Below are 14,398 nucleotides of genomic sequence, written 5' to 3' on the forward strand. Positions count from 1 at the left end.
TACTGCACTCGGGAGGGTGTGGGAGAGTAGGTCACCGCCGGACAATTTTCATATGGGAAAGGCCCCGACAGGTTCTGTCGGGGCCTTTCCTTGTTTATGAGGGCTTCGAGGCTTCGGTCTTGGGGGCTTTTCTTGTGGGTGAGCCCTGAGGCTACAGCTTCGGGCCTTTTTTGTTTATGGGGGTTTCGAGGCTTCGGCCCTCGGGGCTTTTCTTGTTTTCTGGGGCCTCGGCATGCTTGCCGAGGCCCTTTTCTGTTTCAGGAGGTCGCCTCCTGGCGGAGTACGAAGACGCCCCAGCCCAGATACTCCCGCCCGTACTCCAGATGTGAACGCCTGGCCGTCGTCAGGAACTCACGCATGGCGTCGGCGTCGGGATCTCCGGGGTTGGCGCGAAGCCAGTCGCTTATCGTCCACCACTGGCTCGCCACGTACCGATCCCAGCTGTCCGGGCTGGCCAGCACCATTTCCAGCAGCTCGAATCCCGCCTGCTCGAAACGCTCTCCCGTACCGGAAAGAGAGGTGAAGGTATCCTCCTCCAGAGAGAGGGCCCGCACCGCTTCGGGCGGGGGCGGGGCCGTCCAGTAGCACTCTCCCACCAGGGCGAGCCCGTCACGGCGGAGGGGGCGGCGCATCAGGTCGAGGGTGCCGGAAAGGCCGCCGCCGATCCAGGTCGCGCCGATGCAGGACACGATGTCGAACGCTTCCGGTTCGGCGTCGTATGTGCCGGCGTCCGCTTCGACGAACTGTACGCGGTCGGCGACCTCCAGTTCACCGGCGCGATCTCTCGCCGCTTCCAGGAACACCTTGCTGATGTCGACGCCGATGCCCTGATGGCCGTAACGGGCGGACCAGCGATTCAACATTTCGCCCTTGCCGCACGCCAGGTCGAGTTGCCGCGTTCCCGCGTCGACACGGCAGATCTCGCCCAGCAGATCGAGCTTGTCATCGGTGAGCGGATTGAGTATGCGGTGACGGGCTTCGGCTATTTCATGGAAGCGCAGAGACATGGGGTCAGTCTCACGGAAGCTGTCTCGGCCCTGCCACTCAATATGCAGGTCACTCGGATGACCGGCGGCTTCGGGTCGGCCGGATCCGTGGTTGTGCGGGTTCCGGACATGCCCCGGCTTGCTAGGCTGGGGGAGTACCGGGCCACCCCAACCACGGGTGGCCTTCGTCGCGTAAGGCCCGGGATGGGCGGCGACCAGCCACGGCGGGCCCGTACGGGTAATAGAGGCTCGCTGAGTGAGCCAACGAAATGGACCAGAAGTGAACAGAGATAGCGGATCGGACGGCGAGCAGCGCGGGCGCGGCGATAACGGGGGCGAGCGCTCGCATGGCGACAGGAACGGCGGATCCGGTTCCCGCGGGCGCGACGATCGAGACCGTCCGTTCCGTTCAGGCGGCGACAGGCGTTCCTATCAGGACCGAGGCCGGGAAGGCCAGGGGCGGGGCGAAGGCGGTAGCGGCCGGCCGTTCCGCGACCGCGACGATCGCGGGCCGCGCGGCGCCGGGGGTTACCGGGATCGCCGTGAGGGCGACGACCGCCGTTCCTATCGGGATCGTGACGAAGGTCGTCCTTCCGGAGATCGTGGCGAGAGCCGGCCGTACCGGGACCGTGATGACCGCGGTCCTCGGCAGGAGCGTGGTTACAGCGGCGAGCGCCGGTCGTTCCGGGATCGGGACGACCGTGGCCCGCGTGGTGAGGGCGACCGTCGTCCCTTCCGTGATCGGGACGACCGCGGCTCCCAGCGTGGCCCGTCAAGGGACAGAGACGAACGTCGGCCCTACCAGGACCGGGGGGATCGTCCGTCCTATCAGGATCGTGGGGAGCGTCGGCCGTACCAAGATCGTGGGGACCGTCCCTCTTACCAGGACCGTGGCGAGCGTCGCCCCTATCAGGACCGGGGAGACCGCCCGTCCTACCAGGACCGGGGTGACCGTCGGCCGCACCAGGATCGTGGGGACCGTCCGTCCTATCAGGATCGTGGGGAGCGTCGGCCGTACCAAGATCGTGGGGACCGCCCGTCCTACCAGGACCGTGGCGAGCGTCGCCCTTACCAGGACCGTGGGGATCGTCCGTCCCATCAGGATCGTGGGGAGCGTCGGCCCTATCAGGACCGGGGTGACCGTCCCTCCTACCAGGACCGAGGCGAGCGTCGGCCCTATCAGGACCGTGGGGACCGTCGGCCGGATCAGGATCGTGGCGAGCGTCGCCCTTACCAGGACCGTGGGGATCGTCCGTCCTACCAGGATCGTGGGGAGCGTCGGCCCTATCAGGACCGGGGTGACCGTCCCTCCTACCAGGACCGAGGCGAGCGTCGGCCCTACCAAGACCGTGGGGACCGTCGGCCGGATCAGGATCGTGGCGAGCGTCGCCCCTATCAGGACCGGGGTGACCGCCCGTCCTATCAGGATCGTGGGGAGCGTCGCCCGTACCGCGATCGGGACGAGAGTCGTCCTCCCAGGGATCGTGATGAGCGTCGTCCGTACCGGGATCGCGACGATCGCGGCTCCAGGAGCGAGGGTGAGCGCCGTCCCTTCAGGGATCGCGACGATCGCGGACCCCGGCGTGACGACCGTGGCCCGCGCCGTGAGGGGGGCTCGCGTCCGTTCTCGCGGGAGGAGCGGCCTGGCACTCGCGCCCGCTTCGGCAGGGACGACCGCGAGGGTGACCGGCCGCAGCGCGAGCCGCTGCCTGAGGTCGCGCCCGACATCAGCGCCGACGACCTCGACAAGGAGGTGCGCGAGGAGCTGCGGTCCCTGCCCACGGATCTTGCCGAGCTGGTGGGCCGGCACCTCCTCGCCGCCGAGCGCGCCCTCGAAGAGGACGATCCCGACAAGGCTCACGAACACACCAAGGTGGCGCGCAGGTTCGCGGCCAGGATCGGTGTCGTACGGGAGGCGGCCGGCATCGTCGCGTACCGGGCCGGACACTTCAGCGAGGCGTTGAGCGATCTGCGCGCGGCCAGGAGGATGACCGGTTCGGAGGCGTACCTGCCCGTCATGGCGGACTGCGAGCGCGGGATGGGACGTCCGGAACGGGCGCTCGACCTGGTGCGCTCGCCGGAGGCCGAGCGGCTTGACCGGGCCGGGCGGATCGAGCTGACGATCGTGGAGTCGGGGGCGCGTCGCGATCTCGGCCAGCACGACGCGGCGGTCATCACGCTCCAGCGGCTTCCGGAGCTGCGCGACCCGCAGCCCCGTCCGTGGTCGGCGCGCCTGGCGTTCGCGTACGCCGACGCGCTGGAGGAAGCGGGACACCACGACGCGGCGGTGGACTGGTTCGGCAGGGCGGTGGCGTTCGACGAGGACGGCGAGACGGACGCCGCCGAGCGGTACGCCGAGCTGACCGGCGCGACGATCGAGGACGTCGAGGAAGGCTACGACGAGGACTTCGTGTCCCCGGGGGACGCCGCTTCCGAGGCATCCACGGAGGCCGGCGGCGAAGGCGAACCGGAAGCTCGTGACGCCGGACCGGCCGCGCAGGATGCCGGCAAGGCCGGCAGCGAGGCGGAGCCGGACGCGCCGCGTGCTGAAGAGGCCGACCATGACGCCGAGCAGGGCAGGTCGTCCGAGCGGCCCGGCGCGGACAACCGCCGTGAGCAGGCCGAGAGCGTCCCGGCTGCGTCGCCTGAGCAGTCCGGGGACGACAGCGACTCGGCCACGTCCCCCGAGCAGGCTCGGGGGGAGGCAGGTACGTCGGCCGAGCGGGCTGAGGGCGAGAGCGACGCGGCCACGTCGCCGGGGCAGCCTCGGGAGGCGGGTACGTCTGCCGAGCGCGCCGGGGACGAGAGTGTCGCTACGTCGCCTGAGCGGGCTGAGGGTGAGAGCACCTCGGCCATGTCGCCCGGGCGGGCTCGGGAGGAGGCGGGTACGTCGCCTGAGCAGGCCGGGGGCGCGTCGTCCAAGCGAACCGGCGGGGCGGCACGACCCGGTCAGACGGGCGAGCCCGTAGCGGGCGAGCCGGACGCACCGACGGATGCCGAGCACGGAAAGCAGGGCGGCGCTTCATCGGTGCCGATCTCCCCGTCCTTCATCGAGCCGGACTTCGGTGACCATGCTGGGGACGAACCCGGCAAGCAGTCCGAGTAGGTGACGTTCTCGGGTACGCACTCCCGTTCTGGCGAGTGCGTACCCGAGGTCGCGTTCACGGGGAGACGCGGTCCAGCCAGTGGAGGATGCCGGCGACGTTCGACGGGGCGCCGCTGAGCAGCTCGAACTGCTCGGCCGTCTCGTCGTCGCCGACCAGCGCCTGGTAGCGCTCTCTGGTACGGTCCCGCACCATGGCCACGGCGTGGTCCAGGTCCAAGCCTTCGGCGTGGGCCTGGCGGGTGAGGTCCACCCAGATGCGCAGCTCCTCAGCGGATCGGTCGAGCGTGTCGCGTACCGCGTCGACCGGCCCGTAATGGCTGAACAGCAGCCGTTGTGGCTGCAATGCCTGGAACAGGGCGATCGAGTCGAGGGCGGTCTGCAGGTCGAAGTCCGGAGGCGGGGTGGCCGGGCGGAGATCGCCGGTCTGCGGCAGATAGACGCCCGCGGCGTCGCCGACATACAGGTCACCGGTGGCGGAGTCGATCAGCCCTACGTGGTGCTTGGCATGGCCGGGAGAGTAGTGGCTGCTCAGCGTCCTGCCGTTGCCGAGGTCGATGGCGCCGGTGTCGCCGAGGGCGACGATGCGTTCGGCCTCGGTGGGGGAGAGCTCGCCGAACAGCGTGTCCAGGCGGTCTCCCCACACCATTCTGGCGCTGGCCATCAGCCTGGCCGGTTCGGCCAGATGCCGGGCGCCCTTCTCGTGCACGACGACCTGCGCGGACGGGAAGAACTTGGCGATGTCTCCCACCCCGCCCGCGTGGTCGAGATGAATGTGCGTGACCACGACGGTGGCCAGATCGTCCGGGCCGACGCCCAGCGACGCGAGCGCGTCACGCACGACGGGGGCCGAGGTGGATGTCCCCGTTTCGACCAGGCAGGGACGATCACCCAGGATGAGGTAACCGGCGGTGATACCTGAGTATCCGGCCATCTTCGTGTCGATCTCATAGACGTCGCCGCCCAGGGCGGTGATGTTGTCCACAGGCACTCCAGAGCCGTGTCCGCTATCCCCAGAACGGCGTTCGAGCCGAACTGGACTTCCTCACATCGTAGAGAGTGATCTCCACCCGATCACCAATGGGAGGACGACAGTGGACCGCAACGAGGTCTTGCTGGTGGGACGGCTGTCCGCGGCAGTCGAAGACCGGAGTCTGCCGAGCGGCGACACCATGACGAAGTGGCGGCTGCTGGTGCGCCGCCGCAGGCACAGGCGGGACGGCATGGTCACCGACAGCATTCCGTGCGTCAGCTTCAACCAGGAGGTGGCCGACGTCCTCCACACTCTCCGACCCCGTGACGCCATGGAGGTCACCGGTGCCTTCCGTTGCCGTGTCTTCGGTCCGGCGTCGGGCAAGGTCTGGGCCTACGAGGTCGAGGTGGCCACGGTCAGGGTCATCGAGGCCGACCCCCTCCCGGCGGGCGAGCCCGGCGAACCGCCGGTCCCTTCCGCGCCCCGCCCGGTCGCCGTCCTCGCCGAGGCGGGCTGACGCCGGAGGGTCCGCTAGGCGTGCTGTCCGTGACCGGCGGTCCGCTAGGCGTGCCGTCCGTGACGGGCCGGTGCTCTCCGCCGTCGGTGCTCGTGACGGGGGAGAACGGTCAGCGGATGGCGAAGGTTCTCAGGACCAGGCCCGTACGGGGCTTGGGGCCGAAGGAGGTCGACTTGCGCGGCACCCGCTCGCCGCCCGACGCCACCGCGAGGACGTCGGCGACGTCCAGCGGCCTGAGGATCACGGCGGTGCCACCTGTGGCCGCGGCGAGCTCCACGGCGGCGTGCGGGTCGTGGTGCACGATCCGCACCGTCTCCTCGTCGTCGCGCAGGCCCCACACCTTGGGCAGGACGAACTCGGTGAGGATGGAGGTGTTCAGCGAGTTCCACCGGGCCGAGCGGTCCGCCGGCATGGCCTGCGCGAGCTGCAGCGGGTCGGGGCTGGTGAGGAGGTGCGCGCCGTTCTCGCAGGCCAGCAGGAAGGCCGGGCCTTCGGTGTGGTGGAGCGCGTGGAGGCCCTCGTCGAGGTCGCTGAGATCCTGTACGCGCCACGAGCCCTTGGCCCTGGCCACCGCCTCCTCCAGCGGGAGGCCGGGGATGACGCGATGGATGGCCTTGAGGTCGGGCGGGTACGCGTCGGTGTCCACGAGCAACGCCAGGCCGAAGTCCCACGGGCTCCGCTTGACCTGCTCCGAGTCCTGAGCGCCTCGGCCGTCGTCCTCACGGCCGTTCGAGGGGATCCCGTCCTGGGCGGGGTGGCCGGGTCCGGTGGGTTCGGCGTGCAGGGCGTGTTCGCGGCGCTGGAGCATGCGGTACGTCGCGTACCTGTGATGGCCGTCGGCGATGAGGGCCTGGCGGGGATGGAGGTCGGCGTTGACGGCGGCTATCTCCGCGTCGTCGGTGACCGCCCAGAGCCGGTGGGTGAGGCCGTCCTCGGTGTGCGCGGTGACCAGGGGCTCGCGGTGGGTGGCCACCTCGTCCACGAGGCGGGTCGCCGCGCCGTCCTGGCCGTTGTAGAGGAGGAAGATGGGTTCGAGGTTGGCCTGGGTGGTGCTCATGAGGGCCAGGCGGTCGGTGATGGGGCCGGGTAGCACGTCCTCGTGCGGCAGGATGATGCGCTGCGCCGGATCCGGGAGGCAGACGTCGCCGATGATGCCGCGCTGCAGCACCCCTGGGCCTCGCTGCTCGTACACGTAGAGCGCCGGCTGCTCGTCGGGGACGAGGACACCGGATGCGAGCCACGCTTCCAGCGTTCGTCTCGCCTCCTGATACCTGGAATTGGGCGAGACTTGGATCCGGCTTTGGGAGGAAACGAGAGGAATGTCAGAGTTAATGGTGTTCTGGTCTGTAGGGGTAGAGGGATCGGAAGGGGGCTTCTGAGCATCAGTGCCGGGTCTGCCGGGAACGATGAGACGGACGACGTTGTTGGGATGAGCGTCCAGCAGGGCGCTCACATCGCCGTCGGAGATCAGGTCGTAAGGCGGGGAGGTCACCTTGGCGGGATCGTCTACGGCGAAGCGGACGCCCCGGAACGGGCGAAGGATCAGCCCGTCCGGTATCGGCAGTTCAGAATTCCCCATACCGGGCATGTTGCCATAAACGCCCGAGTCTTCCCGTAGTCGCCTCAATGCCCCGCTGGGATCCGATTCCGTAACTCCGTCGTATGCCGATGTAGGAGGGCTCACGCATGATGGAAGGTGCCGACGGCCGCGCAGATTCCCCCGGCACCCCCCAGGGTGACGTGTACGACTGGTACCAGCGGGGTGTGAAGCTCTTGAAGGAGGGCAGCCCCGCAGCCGCCGCCGCGCTGCTGGAGCGTGCCGCCGACGCGGAGCCGGATTCGCGCAGCATCAGGGAGGCGCTGGCACGGGCCCAGTTCAACTCCCGCCGGTACGCGGAAGCGGCCAGCAGTTTCCAGTGGATCGTGGACGACAACCCGACGGAGGATTACGCGTACTTCGGGTTGGGGCTGTCGCTGTGGCGGACCGGCGACATCGAGGCGGCCCAGGAGCCGCTGGCGATCGCCGTCGCCATGCGGCCCGACGACCGCAACTACGTGTCGGCGTTGCGCAGCGTCCGGGCCACCTTAAAGGCCCGGAGGGACATGTGAGGCGCGGCTGCCGTCACGGAGGGCTGATCACGTACTGGAGTATGCCGTCCGCACCGCCCCTGGGCACGGCGCCCAGGCGTCGTGCCAGGCGCTGGGAGGCGACGTTGCCTTCGTCGGTCTCCAGCAGGATCTCCTTGAGGCCCGCTCGCCGGCCCGTCTCCAGGACGGCGAGGGCCGCCTCGGTGGCCAGGCCGGAGCCCCAGCGGGCGGGTTCGAGGCTGTAGACGATCTCCACCTGGCCGCTGTCGTGCCGGCGAAGGCCGCACACGCCGACGAGCTCGTCCCGTAGGTATGCCTTCCACAGGCCGTACCCGTGTTCGGTGAAGTCGTCAGCGCTGTCGGCGAGGAGCGTGGCGGCGAGTTCGGCGGAGACCTCCCGGTCGTCGAACAGGTACCGCCTCACTTCCGGCTGGTTCCAGTGCGCGACCAGGATGTCCAGGTCGGCCTGACCGGCCGGGAGTAGTTCCAGCCGGTTGGTACGAAGAACCGTCACACCATCCAGGAAACACGTGTCATCGCCGTCACGCAGCCCGATAGAGCTCCTGTCGCTGCATGACGGCCTCTCCAGGGGAACTCGCCACCGGGGATGAGTGCACCGTTCGGCGTGCGGCCTCGGCGGGTCGGACGTGACTGACGGTAAGAGCAGCGCGCCTCGCGGCCACTGTCCACGGCAGATCTGCAGGGTGTCTGCATGGCGGGTCTAGGCGGTGAGTCTGGGTGGCGGGTCTGCGAGATGCGTCTGGGCGGTGAGTCTGGGTGGCGGCTCCGCGCGGTGCGTCTGTGCGGCGGCTCTGCGTGGCGGCTCTGAGCGAGTGGGTCCGCGTGACAGGTTTTCGTGGCGGGTCCGCGTGGCGGGTCCGCGCGGTGCGTCTGTGCGGCGGGTCCGCGCGGTGCGTCTGTGCGGCGGGTCCGCGCGGTGCGTCTGTGCGGCGGGTCTGCGTGGCGGCTCTGCGCGAGTGGGTCCGCGTGACAGGTTTTCGCGGTGGGTCTGCGCGGTGGGTCTGCGCGGTGGGTCCGCGTGGTGGGTCTGCGCGGCGGTCCACGTGACAGGTCTGTGCGGTGCGTCTGCATGTCGGATCAGCGTGGCGGATCTCCAAAGTGGATCTGTACGGAGATCCCTCACAGCGGTCTCCCGGGTGGGGTTCCACTGCGGGACCTGGGGTGTTGTGTGTCGACCTCTGAGTCGGTCGTGGAGTGGGGCCGGCAGCAGATCTCCACGGTGGGTCTCCCGAGGCGGGGCTCGACGGCGTCGCATGGGCCTGTGGGCGGTCTCATGTGGTTCTGGGCGTCCGGTGGCAGGAGCTCTGCGGCCGTGGTCTTGGGCAGCCGGTCGGGGTGGCAGGTGTGCGGGAATGGGATTCACGGGGATACGGGAACGGGACCCGCGGGGGGAAGGGGATTCGCGGGGGTATGGGCGCGGACGTGGCGGTGGGGCGGCGGGCTAGAGTCTCACAGGATGTGAGCCGGAGACGGAAAGAGGCGCGGTGCTGATCGACGGTTACGACACCCTGCTGCTCGACCTCGACGGCGTCGTGTACCTAGGGCCGCGGGCCGTGCGCGGCGCGGCCGAGGCGCTGGAGGAGGCGGGGCGGCGCGGGGTGAGGCTGGCGTACGTGACGAACAACGCCTCCAGGACGCCTGCCGCCATCGCCGCCCATCTGCGGGAGCTGAGGGTTCCCGCCGAGCGGGACGACGTGGTGACGTCGGCGCAGGCGGCGGCGCGGGTGGTGGCCGAGCGGGTGCCGGCGGGGGCGAAGGTGCTGGTCGTCGGCGGGGCCGGGCTGCGGATGGCCGTGCGCGGGCAGGGGCTGAGGCCCGTCACGGCGGCGGCCGAGGGGCCCGCGGCCGTGGTCCAGGGGATGTGGGCGGGGCTGTCGTACGGGCTGCTGGCCGAGGGGGCGCTGGCGGTGCGGCAGGGGGCGCTGTTCGTGGCCGCCAACCGCGACTCGACCATGCCCACCGGGCGCGGCGAGGTGCCGGGCAACGGGGCGATGTCGCGGGTGATCGCGTCGGCGACCGGGGTGGAGCCGCTCTACGCGGGGAAGCCGGATCCTCCGCTGCACCGGGAGTCGATGATCCGTACGGGGGCGCGGCGGCCGCTGGTGGTCGGCGACCGGCTCGACACCGACATCGAGGGGGCGCGGAACGCGGGCGTCGACGGGCTGCTGGTGTTCACGGGGGTGGCCAAGCCGCTCGACGTGCTCACCGCGCCGCCGCACCAGCGGCCGACGTACGTGGCAGAGGATCTGTCCGGCCTGCTGGCCCCGTACCCGGAAGTGCGGGACGGGGCGTGCGGCGGGTGGCGGGCCCGCTGGGTGGACGGGACGCTGCGGCTCGACGGCGACGGGAGCCGGATCGACGGGCTGAGGGCGGCGTGCGACGCGGCGTGGGCGGCGGCGGGGGACAGCCCCGCCGAGGAGGACGCGGTCAAGCCGGTGCTCGATCGGATCGGCTGATCCGGTGCTCGGGACGATCGGCTGACCCGGTGATCGGCGGAGGGCGCGACCCGGACCGGCCACGCCGCCTGCGGTGAGCGGGCGGGCGGCTCGGTCAGAGGAGCCGGCGCAGGCGGAGCAGGTCGCCGAAGCTGGCGTCGATCCTCACCCGGCCGCCGAGCAGCGCACGGGCCAGATCCAGCTCTCCGTCGACCAGCGCCACGAGGTCGTCGCTGACGATCGTCAGCTTCACGTCGGCCGGCCTGCCGTCGGCCGGCGGCGCCTCCAGGAACGGGTCCAGGCCCCCGTGGTGCAGGCGTCCGTGGAAGGTCACGTCGAGATCGGAGACGCGGCAGCTGACCGTGCGCTCGACCACATGCCTGGCACGGTCCTCCTCGTCGATCTCGTCGAACTGCGCGACGAGCTTGACCAGTGCCGCCCGGCACTCCTCGACGCTTGCCATGATCGCTCCCTTTCTACTTCCTTTACGGTCGGTAGCGTTCCACACCGAGCGCCCCGTATGACCCTTCAACGCGTGACACGCCTGCCAAGGTCCCGCGCGCTCGCCCGAGGCGTTACCGTCGAGTCATGAGTGAGCTGCCAGAGGAGACCGGCGACGCGCGGGTCGACGCGGTCCTCGCCGGGCTGGGCCGGCTGTCGGGCCTGCCGGTGAGCGATCACGTGGCGGTGTTCGAAGAGGCGTTCTCCGGGCTGGAGGCCGCGCTGGGCGCCGTGGACGCCCAGTGAGCCGCAGAGTCCGGCTCGACAGCGAGCTCGTGCGGCGCGGGCTCGCCCGCTCCCGGGAGCAGGCGGTCCAGCTCATCGAGGCGGGCCGCGTCACCGTGGGCGGACGGCGGGCGGCCAAGCCGGCCACCCAGGTCGACACCGCCGCCGCCGTCGTCGTCGCCGAGTCCCAGGACGGCCCCGACTACGTCTCGCGCGGCGCCCACAAGCTCATCGGGGCGCTCGACACGTTCGGGAGCCTCACCGTCGAAGGGCGGCGCTGCCTCGACGCCGGCGCGTCCACCGGCGGGTTCACCGACGTGCTGCTGCGCCGCGGCGCGGCGCACGTGCTCGCCGTCGACGTCGGCTACGGCCAGCTCGCCTGGTCGCTGCGCACCGACGAGCGGGTCACGGTGATGGAGCGGGTCAACGTCCGCGACCTCACTCCGGATCTCGTCGGCGAGCCGCCCACGCTGGTCGTCGGCGACCTGTCGTTCATCTCGCTGCGGCTCGTGCTGCCCGCGCTGGCCGCCGTCGCGGCGCCGCGGGCCGACTTCGTGATGCTGGTCAAGCCGCAGTTCGAGGTGGGCAAGGACCTCGTCGGCGCGGGCGGGGTGGTGCGCGACCCCGAGCTGCGGGCGGGGGCCGTGCGCGCGGCCGCGGCCGAGGCGGCGCGGCTGGGGCTGGCCGTGCGCGGCGTCACCTACAGCCCGCTGCCCGGGCCGTCGGGCAACGTCGAGTACCTGCTGTGGTTGGGCAAGGGGGAGGGCGAGCCGCCGGTCGCCGACCTCGAGCACGAGATCCGGCGGGCCGTCGCGGAAGGGCCGCAATGAACCGGACCGTCCTGGTCACCGTCCACACCGGCCGCGAGGCCGCCGTCGAGAGCGCCCGCCTGGTCATCCGGCGGCTGCTCGACGCGGGCCTGCGCGTACGGGTCCTCGACGTGGAGGCCGGCGAGGTCGGCGCGAAAGGCGTGGAGGTGGTGCCCGCGGAGCCGAGCGCCGCCAAGGATGCCGAGGTGATGATCGTGCTCGGCGGTGACGGGTCGCTGCTGCGCTCGGCCGAACTGGCCAGGCCGACCCGCACCCCGCTGCTCGGCGTGAACCTGGGCCACGTCGGGTTCCTCGCCGAGGCCGAGGTCGCCGACCTGGACGACGCCGTCGACGACGTGGTCGCCGGCCGCTACGACGTCGAGGAACGCATGACCATCGACGTGCTGGCCCGCCAGAACGGCAACGTCATCGCCGACACCTGGGCGCTCAACGAGGTCACCGTCGAGAAGCAGGAGCGCATGCTGGAGGTGGTGGCGGAGATCGACGGGCGGCCGCTGTCACGCTGGGGCTGCGACGGCGTGATCTGCGCCACCCCGACCGGGTCCACCGCCTACGCGTTCTCCGCCGGTGGGCCCGTGGTCTGGCCGGAGGTCGAGGCGCTGCTCATGGTCCCGATCAGCGCCCACGCCCTGTTCGCCCGGCCGCTCGTCATCTCGCCGCGCTCCACGGTCGCCGTCGAGATCCTGCCCGACACCCCGGGCGGGGTGCTGTCGTGCGACGGCCGCCGCCGCTTCGACCTGCCCTCCGGCAGCCGCGTCGAGGTGCGGCGCGGCGCCGAGCCGGTGCTGCTGGCCCGGCTGCACGGCGTCGAGAGCACCGGCGCCCCCTTCACCGACAGGCTGGTCGCCAAGTTCGAACTACCTGTGCAGGGCTGGCGTGGGAGGGTGCGACCCTGAATGAATTGAAGGGCCGAACACGTAGGATCGCATACGCACACGTGTTCGGGCCGCGGCGCGGTTGATCGTATTCTCGCAAGTGACGGGAGTGGGCAGTGCGACCAAGGGTCGAGGAGGTCCGCATCCAGGGGCTCGGTGTCATCGATGAGGCCGTGCTGGAGCTATCGCCGGGCTTCAACGTGGTGACCGGCGAGACCGGCGCTGGCAAGACGATGGTCGTCACCGGCCTCGGGCTGCTGTTCGGCGGCCGGGCCGACCCGTCCCGTATCAGACCGGGCGCCGACAAGGCCACCGTCGAGGGCACGCTCGTCATCGAGCCGGGCGGCCGCGTGTCCCAGCAGGTCGAGGACATCGGCGGCCAGGCCGAGGACGGCGAGCTGATCATCTCTCGGACGGTCTCCGCCGAGGGCCGCTCGCGTGCCTGGCTCGGCGGCCGCTCCGTGCCCGTCGGCACGCTGACCTACCTCGCCGACGACCTGGTGGCCGTGCACGGCCAGATGGACCAGCAGCGGCTGCTCCAGCCCGCCAGGCAGCGCGCCGCGCTCGACCGCTACGCCGGCAACGACCTGGTCAAGCCCCTGCGGGCCTACCAGCAGGCCTACAAGCGCCACAAGCAGGTCGGCGCGCAGGTCGAGGAGCTGACCACCAGGGCCAGGGAGCGCGCGCAGGAGGCCGACCTGCTCAGGTTCGGCCTGGAGGAGGTCGAGAAGGTCGACCCCAAGCCCGGCGAGGACGCCGCGCTGCGCGAGGAGGAGGAGCGGCTCTCCCACGCCGACGCCCTCCGCACCGCCGCGACCGGCGCCCACACCGCGCTGCTCGGCGACCCCATGGAGGCGGCCGACGGCGGCGCCCACGACGTGATCTCGCTGCTCGGCGAGGCCCGCGCGGCCGTCGAAGCGGTCCGCGACTACGATCCCGCGCTGGCCGCCGTCGCCGACCGGCTGGCCGAGGCCGGCTACCTGATCTCCGACGTGGCCACCGACCTGGCCTCCTACGCCGAGTCGGTCGAATCCGACCCCGCCCGGCTGGCCGCCGTCCAGGAGCGCAGGTCCGTGCTCACCGGCCTCATCCGCAAGTACGGCGAGGACAGCGCCGCGGTGCTGGCCTGGGCGCAGCAGGCGGCCGCCCGGCTGGCCGAGCTGGAAGGCGACGACGACCGCGTCGGCGAGCTCACCCGCGAGTACGACGAGCTGACCGAACGGCTGACCGAGCTGGCCGGCGAGCTGACCCGGGTGCGCGAGGCCGCCGCCGAGCGCTTCGGCAAGGCCGTCACCGAGGAGCTGACCGCGCTGGCGATGCCGCACGCCCGGGTCGTCGTCCAGCTCGCCAGGGCCGCCGAGTTCGGCCCCGACGGGGTCGACGAGGTGGAGCTGCGCATGGCGGCCCACCCCGCCGCGCCGCCGCTGCCGCTCAACAAGGGCGCCTCCGGCGGTGAGCTGAGCCGGGTGATGCTCGCCATCGAGGTCGTGTTCGCCGGCGCGGACCCGGTGCCCACGTTCGTCTTCGACGAGGTCGACGCGGGGGTGGGCGGCAAGGCCGCGGTGGAGATCGGGCGCAGGCTGGCCAGACTGGCGCGCACCGCCCAGGTGGTCGTCGTCACCCACCTGCCGCAGGTCGCCGCCTTCGCCGACCAGCACCTGGTGGTGGAGAAGGCCGGCGACGGCAGCGTGGTGCGCAGCGGCGTCGTCACGCTCGACCACGAAGGGCGGGTGCGCGAGCTGTCGCGCATGCTGGCCGGCTTGGAGGACTCCGAACTGGGCAGAGCGCATGCAGAAGAACTTCTAGGGTTGGCGGCGGCCGACAGGTGATTCCGTGTGACATAG

Annotated in this window: 14 protein-coding genes; 8 read left to right on the top strand and 6 right to left on the bottom strand. The window is 71.2% G+C overall.

All coding sequences use genetic code 11. The annotated features are described in order from the left end of the window. Nucleotides 1-257 precede the first annotated feature (257 nt). Both AB0K05_RS18815 and AB0K05_RS18820 read right to left on the bottom strand, forming a co-directional pair. Nucleotides 258-1,007 (bottom strand): class I SAM-dependent methyltransferase, encoded by a 750-nt coding sequence (locus tag AB0K05_RS18815; protein ID WP_271279559.1) that lies wholly within the window; start codon nucleotides 1,005-1,007, stop codon nucleotides 258-260. 751 nt (nucleotides 1,008-1,758) lie between these two features. Next, entirely contained in the window at nucleotides 1,759-2,847 is a 1,089-nt protein-coding gene (locus AB0K05_RS18820) for a hypothetical protein (protein ID WP_364230444.1), read from the bottom strand. On the opposite strand from AB0K05_RS18820, the gene AB0K05_RS18825 reads away from it, so the two are divergent. Continuing rightward, nucleotides 2,785-4,092 (top strand): hypothetical protein, encoded by a 1,308-nt coding sequence (locus AB0K05_RS18825; protein ID WP_345483290.1) that lies wholly within the window; start codon nucleotides 2,785-2,787, stop codon nucleotides 4,090-4,092. The two genes, AB0K05_RS18820 and AB0K05_RS18825, sit on opposite strands and share 63 nt — an antisense overlap. Before the next feature lie 55 nt (nucleotides 4,093-4,147). Here AB0K05_RS18825 and AB0K05_RS18830 read toward each other — a convergent pair whose 3' ends face one another. Further along, complete coding sequence (locus tag AB0K05_RS18830) at nucleotides 4,148-5,074, bottom strand: MBL fold metallo-hydrolase (protein ID WP_271279562.1); 927 nt, start codon at nucleotides 5,072-5,074, stop codon at nucleotides 4,148-4,150. 109 nt (nucleotides 5,075-5,183) lie between these two features. Here AB0K05_RS18830 and AB0K05_RS18835 point away from each other — a divergent pair, with 109 nt between their 5' ends. Next, nucleotides 5,184-5,579, top strand: a complete 396-nt coding sequence (locus tag AB0K05_RS18835) for a single-stranded DNA-binding protein (RefSeq protein WP_364230447.1) — start codon at nucleotides 5,184-5,186, stop codon at nucleotides 5,577-5,579. Between the two features lie 109 nt (nucleotides 5,580-5,688). Here the strand turns inward: AB0K05_RS18835 and AB0K05_RS18840 are convergent, their stop codons facing one another. Continuing rightward, entirely contained in the window at nucleotides 5,689-7,167 is a 1,479-nt protein-coding gene (locus AB0K05_RS18840; RefSeq protein WP_364230450.1) for a DUF1015 domain-containing protein, read from the bottom strand. Between the two features lie 98 nt (nucleotides 7,168-7,265). Between AB0K05_RS18840 and AB0K05_RS18845 the strand changes: the two genes are divergently transcribed. Continuing rightward, the gene (locus tag AB0K05_RS18845; protein ID WP_148031235.1) at nucleotides 7,266-7,688 is read left to right on the top strand and encodes a tetratricopeptide repeat protein; all 423 of its coding nucleotides are present in this window, start codon (nucleotides 7,266-7,268) and stop codon (nucleotides 7,686-7,688) included. A 13-nt stretch (nucleotides 7,689-7,701) separates the two neighbouring features. On the opposite strand, the gene AB0K05_RS18850 is transcribed toward AB0K05_RS18845, so the two are convergent. Then, nucleotides 7,702-8,181 (bottom strand): GNAT family N-acetyltransferase, encoded by a 480-nt coding sequence (locus AB0K05_RS18850; RefSeq protein WP_271279565.1) that lies wholly within the window; start codon nucleotides 8,179-8,181, stop codon nucleotides 7,702-7,704. A 991-nt stretch (nucleotides 8,182-9,172) separates the two neighbouring features. Between AB0K05_RS18850 and AB0K05_RS18855 the strand changes: the two genes are divergently transcribed. Beyond that, nucleotides 9,173-10,144, top strand: coding sequence for an HAD-IIA family hydrolase (locus tag AB0K05_RS18855; protein WP_271279566.1), 972 nt, complete (start codon nucleotides 9,173-9,175; stop codon nucleotides 10,142-10,144). Nucleotides 10,145-10,238: 94 nt separating this feature from the next. Here the strand turns inward: AB0K05_RS18855 and AB0K05_RS18860 are convergent, their stop codons facing one another. Next, on the bottom strand, nucleotides 10,239-10,586 hold the full coding sequence (locus AB0K05_RS18860) for an SCP2 sterol-binding domain-containing protein (RefSeq protein WP_148031238.1): 348 nt from the start codon (nucleotides 10,584-10,586) through the stop codon (nucleotides 10,239-10,241). A gap of 125 nt (nucleotides 10,587-10,711) precedes the next feature. Here AB0K05_RS18860 and AB0K05_RS18865 point away from each other — a divergent pair, with 125 nt between their 5' ends. The 4 genes from AB0K05_RS18865 to recN all read left to right on the top strand — a co-directional run bounded on the left by AB0K05_RS18865 (nucleotide 10,712) and on the right by recN (nucleotide 14,383). Beyond that, the gene (locus AB0K05_RS18865) at nucleotides 10,712-10,870 is read left to right on the top strand and encodes a hypothetical protein (protein ID WP_271279567.1); all 159 of its coding nucleotides are present in this window, start codon (nucleotides 10,712-10,714) and stop codon (nucleotides 10,868-10,870) included. Next, nucleotides 10,867-11,679 (top strand): TlyA family RNA methyltransferase, encoded by an 813-nt coding sequence (locus AB0K05_RS18870; protein WP_271279568.1) that lies wholly within the window; start codon nucleotides 10,867-10,869, stop codon nucleotides 11,677-11,679. Before AB0K05_RS18865 ends, AB0K05_RS18870 begins: the two co-directional genes overlap by 4 nt. Then, the gene (locus tag AB0K05_RS18875) at nucleotides 11,676-12,575 is read left to right on the top strand and encodes an NAD kinase (RefSeq protein WP_271279569.1); all 900 of its coding nucleotides are present in this window, start codon (nucleotides 11,676-11,678) and stop codon (nucleotides 12,573-12,575) included. The genes AB0K05_RS18870 and AB0K05_RS18875 overlap by 4 nt, the downstream gene beginning before the upstream one ends. Before the next feature lie 95 nt (nucleotides 12,576-12,670). Beyond that, complete coding sequence (recN, locus tag AB0K05_RS18880; RefSeq protein ID WP_148031241.1) at nucleotides 12,671-14,383, top strand: DNA repair protein RecN; 1,713 nt, start codon at nucleotides 12,671-12,673, stop codon at nucleotides 14,381-14,383. The last annotated feature ends 15 nt before the right edge of the window (nucleotides 14,384-14,398 follow it).

Source organism: Nonomuraea sp. NPDC049486 (genome assembly GCF_040676925.1).
Lineage (GTDB): Bacteria > Actinomycetota > Actinomycetes > Streptosporangiales > Streptosporangiaceae > Nonomuraea > Nonomuraea ferruginea.